8 protein-coding genes are annotated in these 6,287 nt (G+C 37.6%); 7 read left to right on the top strand and 1 reads right to left on the bottom strand.

Annotated elements, in window-relative coordinates; translation table 11 throughout:
- The 3 genes from HYU07_04875 to radB all read left to right on the top strand — a co-directional run.
- Window positions 1–1,319, top strand: a 1,319-nt coding sequence (locus HYU07_04875; protein ID MBI2129547.1) for a hypothetical protein, incomplete at its 5' end; no start/stop codon positions are given.
- A 2-nt stretch (window positions 1,320–1,321) separates the two neighbouring features.
- Window positions 1,322–1,981 (top strand): hypothetical protein, encoded by a 660-nt coding sequence (locus HYU07_04870; GenBank protein ID MBI2129546.1) that lies wholly within the window; start codon window positions 1,322–1,324, stop codon window positions 1,979–1,981.
- Window positions 1,982–1,999: 18 nt separating this feature from the next.
- A complete protein-coding gene (gene radB / locus HYU07_04865) occupies window positions 2,000–2,677 on the top strand; it encodes a DNA repair and recombination protein RadB (protein MBI2129545.1) in 678 nt (225 codons plus the stop codon).
- Here the strand turns inward: radB and HYU07_04860 are convergent.
- Complete coding sequence (locus tag HYU07_04860; protein MBI2129544.1) at window positions 2,664–3,266, bottom strand: 30S ribosomal protein S2; 603 nt, start codon at window positions 3,264–3,266, stop codon at window positions 2,664–2,666. The genes radB and HYU07_04860 overlap by 14 nt on opposite strands.
- Window positions 3,267–3,530: 264 nt before the next feature.
- On the opposite strand from HYU07_04860, the gene HYU07_04855 reads away from it, so the two are divergent.
- From HYU07_04855 to HYU07_04840, 4 genes are read left to right on the top strand one after another with little or no spacing between them, the layout of a single operon-like run.
- On the top strand, window positions 3,531–3,830 hold the full coding sequence (locus tag HYU07_04855) for a hypothetical protein (GenBank protein ID MBI2129543.1): 300 nt from the start codon (window positions 3,531–3,533) through the stop codon (window positions 3,828–3,830).
- A 40-nt stretch (window positions 3,831–3,870) separates the two neighbouring features.
- Window positions 3,871–5,151, top strand: coding sequence for a serine--tRNA ligase (gene serS / locus HYU07_04850; protein MBI2129542.1), 1,281 nt, complete (start codon window positions 3,871–3,873; stop codon window positions 5,149–5,151).
- A 1-nt stretch (window position 5,152) separates the two neighbouring features.
- On the top strand, window positions 5,153–5,695 hold the full coding sequence (locus HYU07_04845; protein ID MBI2129541.1) for a magnesium transporter: 543 nt from the start codon (window positions 5,153–5,155) through the stop codon (window positions 5,693–5,695).
- Window positions 5,692–6,246 (top strand): magnesium transporter, encoded by a 555-nt coding sequence (locus HYU07_04840; GenBank protein ID MBI2129540.1) that lies wholly within the window; start codon window positions 5,692–5,694, stop codon window positions 6,244–6,246. The genes HYU07_04845 and HYU07_04840 overlap by 4 nt, the downstream gene beginning before the upstream one ends.
- Window positions 6,247–6,287: the final 41 nt, after the last annotated feature.

Genomic DNA, 6,287 nt, shown 5'->3' with positions numbered 1-6,287 from the left:
CAGAACTAATGGCATATGAGAGTTGGAGGAAGAAGGACAAAATCATTGAAATATTGTCTTCAGATTTTAAACCATTTATAGAAATGATTATTGAAAAGTTTCCAAAAAGGACTGTTTTGCGCTCTTCCGACATCAATGAGGATTCTTTAAAGAATAGACTTCCTGGTTTTTATACAACGAAATTTGTAGGGAATGTTGATGAAGCAAAATATTTGTTTTACTTGCTAAATGCTGTTGCTGATATTTGCGCAGATTACCTCGATTCAGATAAAGTAGCATTTAGGTCAAGAAAGCAAATGAAGGATGGCTTGGGTTTGCTTGCTCAGGATGTTGTTGGAAGGGTGCAAGGAGATGAGTTTGTTAATCAATTATTAGGACTTGAAAAATTCTACCCTGATCTGAGCGGCTATCTTAATGCAGCATTTCCTGATAAAGTCATTGTTGGTTTTTGCAAAGGGCTAGGTTCTATTGCTGTTGATGGCAAACCGCACTATATATTTGAATATTCAAGGAGAAGCGGAGAGGTAAAAGCAACTAGTGCTTTTCAACAAGAAGTAACTTATTTTGAAAATGGAAGAATAGTAACTAAACCAATAGACAGACAGGTGGTGCTCTCAGAGGAATTTATTAAGCATTTTGTAGAAAACGCGTTAAAATTCGAACAAAAACTACAATTTCCTGAAGGATTCGGTTTGAATTTTGAATTTGCAATCCCTTCTTTAGACAAATTAGTTGTTTATTCAATTCAAAATGCTCCATTGCCAGTTAAGAAGGGAACAGTAGCTATTGAAGTTGCAGAATCACCTCTAATAAAACCAGGGGGATATATTGGAGTTGGGTCAAAAACTTTTACAAATTTCGTGTTTATGCCTCCACCAAAAAAAGATCATAAAAATGGCGCATTGGCATGCCCTTATGAATACAATTTTACTAAATATAACGAATCACATCATGATTATTTGCTTTTTATTCTTCCTAAGCATATTTTGATTGGGAATACTAAATCACCAAATGGAACATACAAGTTCACCAATACCTACAATGCAGGTGGTATTGTAGAAGTCCACGAATCTGAGGGTACACACTCCCCTTCTGCAGGAGCAACACATTTTGCCAATTTTATAAGGTGTATAGACCAATTATTTTTGTCAGGCGAACCAACAGAACATTATTTAAAACTGAAGGAGAATTTTGTTGATAAATCAGCTTCTGCTTTAATCGCAGGGAAAGGAGAAATCTATATGGCTGTTGATGAAAATGCTAAAAAAGGTGTGCTAGATTTAAGAAAGGTTGACGAAATAAAATTATATGAGGGGTAAAAATGGCAGTAAAAGAACTATTAATTAAGCTTGGAGTTGAGCAATCTGAGAATGAAGCAGGAGAGCAAGGGAAAAGACTAAACGAGTTAACTACAAAAGTAAAAGAAGCCTATCAAAGAGTCAGGCAATATTTTGATGAGGTAATTAAAGATGATCAACAAGTAAATGATTCATCTAAAAAACATAGTGAAGTAAGGAAAGATTTAGCGACATTAATGGAATATACCGCTCTGTTTGATGATAAAAATTCAAATTCATCCGGGGAGTCGGAAGATTGCCACATTAAAAAATATTATTTGACTGTAGGAGGGGAAAATGCCATTAGCAGTCGAGGGGCATTAGAAACATTAATAGGATATTTTGGTCAACCTCAAAAACAAAAAGAAGAATTATATCTTGATGGCCCTGTGCTAGTTGGAAAGCTGGTTTTTAAAGAATTAGAATTCTTGCAAGATGAATTAGGGCACGATAAATGGAATTTTGGCAGAGAAGGAATGGTTATCATGACTGGCCAATTGGCTTTTCTAAAAAAAGAAAATGGTTTGACCCATATTGCAGTATACCGACCATTTGAAGAGTCGGTTGATGATGAAGCATCTATACAAATTTTCGAGTATAATATTAAAGACCTTGGGCAATTTAAGGGCAAAATTAATAAATGATGCTGCATTAATATGCTTATGAAAAACATTCTGAGCACAGGCTCTGATGCGCTTGATCTTCTTCTTGAAGGAGGCTATGAAAAGGGAATAATAACAACCTTGTACGGGCCGGCAAGCTCGGGTAAGACATGCTCGTGCATGCTTGCAGCAATAAATGCAGTAAAAGAAGGAAGAAAGGTCATTTTTATTGACAGCGAAGGCGGGTTTTCTGTTGAAAGGTTCAAGCAGATAACATCTGATTATGAGACTATCCTCAAGAATATAATTTTTTTGAAGCCCATGAATTTTGCCCAGCAGAAGGAAGTATTTGAAAAATTAAAAGACATTATAAACGAAAAAATAGGGCTGGTTGTTGTTGACACAATTTCGATGCTTTATAGGTTAGAGCTCGCATCATCTGAAAACGGATATAATGTGAATAATGCGCTTGTCCAGCAGATTTCGTTTCTCAGCGAGATTGCGCGCGATAAGAATATTCCTGTTCTGTTAACGAACCAGGTTTACGCGGATTTTGAGGATAAAACAAAAGTAAATATGGTTGGCGGAGACATAATGAAATACGGGAGCAAATGCCTGATTGAATTAAGAAAAGACAATTTCGGCAGAAAGGCAGTTCTTCAAAAGCACCGCTCGATAAAAGAAGGAAAAGAGGTATGCTTTGAAATAAAAAACCAAGGGATTGCTATTCTTCTGTGAAATCATCTGCTGTTTTTGTGAATTCCTCGTTGCTTTTTATCATGCCTCTCAGTTTCATGTACTCTCTTGTAAGGATGTAAAACAGCAATCCAAGGCTTTTCTTTCCCTTGTTGTTGCACGGAACAACCAAGTCAATAAAATTAGACTGGTTGTTTGTGTCGCAAAGCGCTATAACAGGGATTCCGATTTTGATGGCGTCCATAACAGCGTTCCTGTCGGGCCATGCATCTGTAACAAACAGCATTTTTGCCTCTCTGTATATTTCCAGCTGCGGATTGGTAAGCATTCCCGGAGGATATCTGCCTGCAAATACTGTTGCTCCTGTAAGATCGCCAAAGAGCTTTACCGGCTTCCAGCCATTCTCTCTTCTTGAAACAACAATTATGTCTTCAGGGGCGAACTGGGCAAGGAACCTTGCAGCAGCCGCTATTCTTTCATCTATCTTCTGCAGATTCAGGATTGATAATCCATCAGGCCTTGTCTTGTAGATGAACTGCTCCATGTACTTTGTCTTGAATTTTGTTCCTATGTGTATTCCGGACTTCAGATAAATGTCCTGCGGAACTAAAAACGATTCTTCATTGGTCATATTGTTCACCTGTCTGTTCAGCTTAATTACCTAAAAGAGCAGAATTTGCTGCGTCTTTATAACCTCACAGTTTTGGTAATAAATAATGGAAAAGTGGCATTATTTATAAAGTTATTGAAAAAATTTATATAGTTGCCCTATATTCCTCAGCCTATGGATCAAATAATCATTTGCTGGATGTCCTGTTCTTCTGGCAGCTGTTAGGCTGCTTTCATTGTTTATCAAATTTTATGTTTTTTAAAATCAATTAACAAGGTGATCAACATGCTTACTGAAACAAAATATCATAATTGCAATGTTAATGTTGCTTTAACTAAAGAGCTTGTTTATCGGATCGCAAATAGGCTGTCCGATGAAGAAAAGCCAGATATTGTTTTGATAGGATGCAGTATGAAGGCTAAAAAGAATATTGCGCAATTTAATGGCGATGAAATTCGCGGGATTGAAGTGCTTTTAACCTATGCAGGAGGAAATTCATCTTTGCCAAATAAAATATTCCTTTATAAAAGAAGGCAAATCGAAGTTTCTTACAACCCGCCAGATTATGTCATGCTTGGCTTATAAAAACAAAAACTATATAAAATCAGGTATAAAAGATGTTGAAATGCTCGATATAAGCTTCATAAGGAAAAACCCGGCTGTTGTAAAGAAAGACCTTAAGAAAAGGCATGATGAAGAAAAGATCGCATGGCTGGATGACCTTCTTAAAAAGGATGAAGAATGGAGAAATGCAAAGCAGGAAGCTGATGAGCTGAGGGCAAGAAGAAACAAGGCTTCTTTGGAAATCAACGAATTAAAAAAACAGGGCAGGGATATTTCAAAGCTTATAAAAGAAATAAAGGAAATTCCGGATAAAATAAAAAAACTTGAAGAAAAAGAGAATGAGCTAAGGGAAAAGATACATTATTATCTTATGAGGATTCCAAATATTCTGCATGATTCTGTGCCTTATGGCAAGGATTCTTCTGAAAATGCCGTTGTCAGGACAGTCGGCAAGCCGAAGAAATTTGATTTTGAAGTAAAGCCGCATGGCGAGCTAATGGAAGAGCTGAATATTGCGGATTTTAAAAGAGCTGCAAAGATTGCAGGAACAGGGTTCTACTATCTTAAAGGAGCATTGGCATTGCTTGACCTATCATTGCAAAGGTTTGCAATTGATTTCCTGATAAAACGCGGATTTACGCTGATAGAGCCGCCATTTATGATGAACAAAAAAAGCTATGAAGGAGTTATCGAGCTCGAAGCTTTTGAAAAAGTGATGTATAAAATACAGGATGAAGACCTTTACATGATTGCAACATCAGAGCATCCAATGGGAGCAATGCATGCCAATGAAGTGCTTGATGAGAAAGGCCTTCCAATAAGATTCTGCGGCATTAGCACGAATTTCAGAAGGGAGATCGGAAGCCATGGCATTGATACAAGGGGGTTATTCAGAGTGCACCAGTTCAATAAAATAGAGCAGTTTGTATTCTGCAGGCCAGAGGAATCATGGAAAATGCACGAGGAAATCCAAAAAAATTCAGAAGACATGTACAAAGCATTAGAGATTCCGTTCAGGGTTGTAAGCGTGTGCACAGGAGATATTGGGATAATAGCTGCAAAAAAATATGATATTGAAGCATGGTCTCCAAGGGAAAAGCAGTATTTTGAAGTTGGCTCAAATTCAAACTGCACAGCTTACCAGGCAGCAAGGCTTAACATAAAACTGCAGAGAAAAGATGGGACAAGAGAGTATCTGCATACGCTGAACAATACAGGAATCGCAACATCAAGGGCAATGAGGGCAATTCTTGAGAATTACCAAAATAAAGACGGAACAATAACTGTGCCGAAAGTTTTAGTTCCTTACATGAACGGAATAAAGAAGATTGACAAGATTTAAAATGGATGAAGAATTCAGGGAAATCTTTTTCAGCGAGATAATCTCAATAACAGGCGGCTTATTTGCCGGAACAATGCTTGCTGTTTTTGTCAATAAGTTATTTCTCATTCCCGGGCTGCTTATCCTGCTTCCGGGATTCCTTGAGATGCGGGGCAACATAAGCGGATCATTGGCAGGAAGATTAAGCGTTGATTTGCACCTGAAAAAATTAAAGCCTGCCTTTAAATTTAAAAACAATGCTATTCTGAAAGACAACATTGCTGCGTCTTCACTGCTTGTTGTCTTAGTTGCTTTTATCCTGGGCGTTGTTGCGTACTTTGCCACTTTTTTTATCTTTAACATAAACAACCCGGCAATAATATATATTGCAGTGATCGCAGCTGTTCTTTCAAATATCATTGAAATTCCAATGACTGTCCTAAGCTGCTTCTGGCTCTACAGGCACGGATATGACCCGGACAATATAATGGGGCCTTACCTGACAACAACAGGCGATATAATAAGCGTGTTTTCAATATTGATCGCAATAATGGTGGCTGCATGATAATCGGCAAGATAATCAAAGAGAGCCTTAAGGTGCTGATATTGGCTTCTATCTTAAGCTCTGTTGGCGGGTTTGGATTGCAGACTATTCAGATAAAGCTGGCTGCAATAATTCCCCTGCTTATTCTTCTTCCTTCGCTGAATGACATGATAGGGGATTTTGGAATGATAATAACTTCAAAATTCACAACAGCATTGTATGAAAGAAAGATTAAAAGGCCGTGGTGGCGCTCTCATTTCGTGAAGCATCTTTACAGGGTAATAATTCCGATTGCATTGATATCTGCTGTTTACATATCGATTTTGTCAGTTTTTATTGCTTATGCAAGAGGCTTTAGTTTCGATATTATTCTGCTCTTAAAAATAATCGGGCTGGTTGCTCTGACAACAGCCTTGCTTGTCGTGATAATATTTTTGATCTCAATTATCGGCGGGCTTTATGTTTACCACAGGAAAGAGGATCCTGATGACATGCTGATCCCGATAACAACGTCTGTGGCAGATCTTGGCAGCATGCTGCTGTTTTCAGGGATGATTCGGTGGATGTTTTGATAAGCAAAAACTATTTATAGTTAAGTAAATTTCTAATAAAT

The organism is Candidatus Woesearchaeota archaeon, assembly GCA_016180285.1.
GTDB lineage: Archaea > Nanobdellota > Nanobdellia > Woesearchaeales > JACPBO01 > JACPBO01.
Note: the sequence above shows the minus strand (reverse complement) of the source record. Positions and strands in the feature narration are given on the sequence as shown.

Coding starts and splice junctions, on each gene's coding strand:
- HYU07_04870 (MBI2129546.1), top strand. CDS start 1,322: ATGGCAGTAAAAGAACTATTAATTAAGCTTGGAGTTGAGCAATCTGAG.
- radB (MBI2129545.1), top strand. CDS start 2,000: ATGAAAAACATTCTGAGCACAGGCTCTGATGCGCTTGATCTTCTTCTT.
- HYU07_04860 (MBI2129544.1), bottom strand. CDS start 3,266: ATGACCAATGAAGAATCGTTTTTAGTTCCGCAGGACATTTATCTGAAG.
- HYU07_04855 (MBI2129543.1), top strand. CDS start 3,531: ATGCTTACTGAAACAAAATATCATAATTGCAATGTTAATGTTGCTTTA.
- serS (MBI2129542.1), top strand. CDS start 3,871: ATGCTCGATATAAGCTTCATAAGGAAAAACCCGGCTGTTGTAAAGAAA.
- HYU07_04845 (MBI2129541.1), top strand. CDS start 5,153: ATGGATGAAGAATTCAGGGAAATCTTTTTCAGCGAGATAATCTCAATA.
- HYU07_04840 (MBI2129540.1), top strand. CDS start 5,692: ATGATAATCGGCAAGATAATCAAAGAGAGCCTTAAGGTGCTGATATTG.